Origin of the sequence: Campylobacter coli LMG 9860, from assembly GCF_000254135.1 — a bacterium.
In the GTDB taxonomy this organism is placed as follows: Bacteria; Campylobacterota; Campylobacteria; order Campylobacterales; family Campylobacteraceae; genus Campylobacter_D; species Campylobacter_D coli.
The window spans coordinates 1-2,020 of record NZ_AINS01000061.1 but is presented as its reverse complement, the minus strand read 5'-3'; the positions used below and the strand labels follow the sequence as shown (position 1 = coordinate 2,020).

Annotated in this window: 4 protein-coding genes; all 4 read left to right on the top strand. The window is 25.4% G+C overall.

From position 1 onward, the window contains the following. Nucleotides 1–17 precede the first annotated feature (17 nt). The 4 genes from CCO88_RS08225 (at nt 18) to CCO88_RS08205 (ending at nt 1,929) form a co-directional block, all read left to right on the top strand. On the top strand, nt 18–401 hold the full coding sequence (locus CCO88_RS08225; RefSeq protein ID WP_002840069.1) for a YopX family protein: 384 nt from the start codon (nt 18–20) through the stop codon (nt 399–401). Beyond that, a complete protein-coding gene (locus CCO88_RS08220; protein ID WP_002840068.1) occupies nt 401–751 on the top strand; it encodes a hypothetical protein in 351 nt (116 codons plus the stop codon). Before CCO88_RS08225 ends, CCO88_RS08220 begins: the two co-directional genes overlap by 1 nt. Nucleotides 752–756: 5 nt before the next feature. Further along, entirely contained in the window at nt 757–1,389 is a 633-nt protein-coding gene (locus tag CCO88_RS08215) for a hypothetical protein (RefSeq protein WP_002840067.1), read from the top strand. Between the two features lie 189 nt (nt 1,390–1,578). Next, nucleotides 1,579–1,929, top strand: coding sequence for a hypothetical protein (locus CCO88_RS08205; RefSeq protein ID WP_002840065.1), 351 nt, complete (start codon nt 1,579–1,581; stop codon nt 1,927–1,929). Nucleotides 1,930–2,020: the final 91 nt, after the last annotated feature.

The following is a 2,020-nucleotide window of genomic DNA, read 5'->3' as shown; positions in this document are numbered from 1 at the left end:
ATTTTTAAGGAGTGAAAATGAAACTACAAGATTTTGATTTTAGGATTTGGGATAAGCATCACAAGGGTTGTGGTAATAAGGATTGCAAATGCCAAACAAAATATGTTTATGGTGAAGAAGCCAAAACAAGGTTATCTGAGTTTAAAGAGGATTGTGAAATAGAGCTTTTTACAGGGCTTTATGACAAGAAAGGTAAAAAAGTATACGAGAATGATATTGTTAAAGTTAAAAGTCTATACGATTACTTTTTAGCAAAAATCAGCATTCACAAAGAAGGGACTTTTTATTTTGAAGGAAAAAATGGAGATTACATAGGCTCTTTAATTTATTTAGTTGAAGATGAAGGATATACTATTGAAGCTATCGGCAATATCAACGAGAATGCGGAGTTGCTAAAATAATGAAATTAGTTGATAAGCTTAAAAAAGCTTATGATTACAAAAAAGAGCTTTATAGAGCCGAAAAAGGCTCAAGCTCTAAAGAATATCACATAGAAAACGCCGAGATATTCCAAGATTTTATAGAATTAGAATTATTGCAATGCGAAGATATCGAAAGAAGATATTTTTTAATGCAAATTTATAGATATGGTTATCAAAACATAAGATCTTTAAACTCAAAATTAGCTTTTAAAGCAAAACTTGATAATGATGATATCAACTTTATAAAAATACTAAAAGAAGCTAATATCTTGCATGCTTTAAATGAGATTTATACCACAAAAGAAGTTAAAAAGATAGCAAAGGATTAAAAAAGATGACAGAAATACAATTTAACGAAATTAAAGAAAGATTATCTAAAAGAAAAGATTTTTTAGGTAATGTTTTTGAAAAAGTAAGCGAGTATTTTAGAGCAAAAGATGATTTAGAAAGAGTTGAAGCTTTGTGTGATATTGCAGTATTTTTCTTTAATGCTTTTGAATTAAAATTTGGAGCATTTTCAAATATAAAAAGAGCAGGTATGATTCATTTGATTGATCATTTTACAAGCTATTTCTTAGAACACAATAATAAGACAGTTTATAATAATAGCAAAGATGAAGATTTTGAATATTTATTAATTGTTGAGATAGAGATTTTAGTTAAAAACTTAGGTTTTGACTTCTATAAATGTATGCTAGAAAAAATTAAAGAGATTGAAAGTCGTATAGGGTTTTATGATGAGAGATTAAAGAAGTTTGTAGATACAATATGTGCTTTCAGCAAAGATGAAGCTCTTAGCAATGTATCTAAAGATTTTGGGTTTTTAGGAAATTCAATTATTTATAAATTAACACAAGAAGATAAAAACTTCTGGTTTATAACTTGTAAAGAAATAGAAACTAATTTACAGATAGACTATAAAGTTAAAAAAATCTATAAAGCTGATTATAAAAGTTACAGGTTATAAAATGTTAAATATCATCTTAGTTTTACTTTTTATATTATTTTTCATTCTGATGTTTTTTAACTATAAATATCAAAAAGCACAAGTTGAGCTTTTAGAACAAAACAAAAAAACATTAGAATTAAATATTAAAATCTTGGAATTAAATATTAAAAAAATTGAGCTTTTAGAAAAAAGAATTAAGGAGAAACAATGAAAGATAATGAAAATAAATCAACAAGAGTAACTTTTTTTATAAATGATGAAAAAGTTGCTTCGATTTTAGAACAATTACCGAAAGGCGTTAGGAGCATGTTTATCGAACAAGCTATTTTAGAATATTCTTCAAAAAAACCTAAAGTAGAATTCTTTTTTCATGGGATTACCAAGACAAGAAGAATAAATAAGGTAAAACAGCAAGATAAAAACTCTGAAGAGAATAATTTACAATCTAAAATTTCAAAAGAAAACAATGTTCAAGCTAATATAAATGAGCTTAAAAATGATAATAAGGCTCAGAAAAAAAGCGGTGGAATGATGTTCAATTTTGGCAACAAAGAGTAATATTAATTCCACTTGTCCTAAATCTAAAGCTTAAAGTAAAATAAAAATAAAAAATTTTATTTAGCGTATTTAATATAAAAATATATTTAAT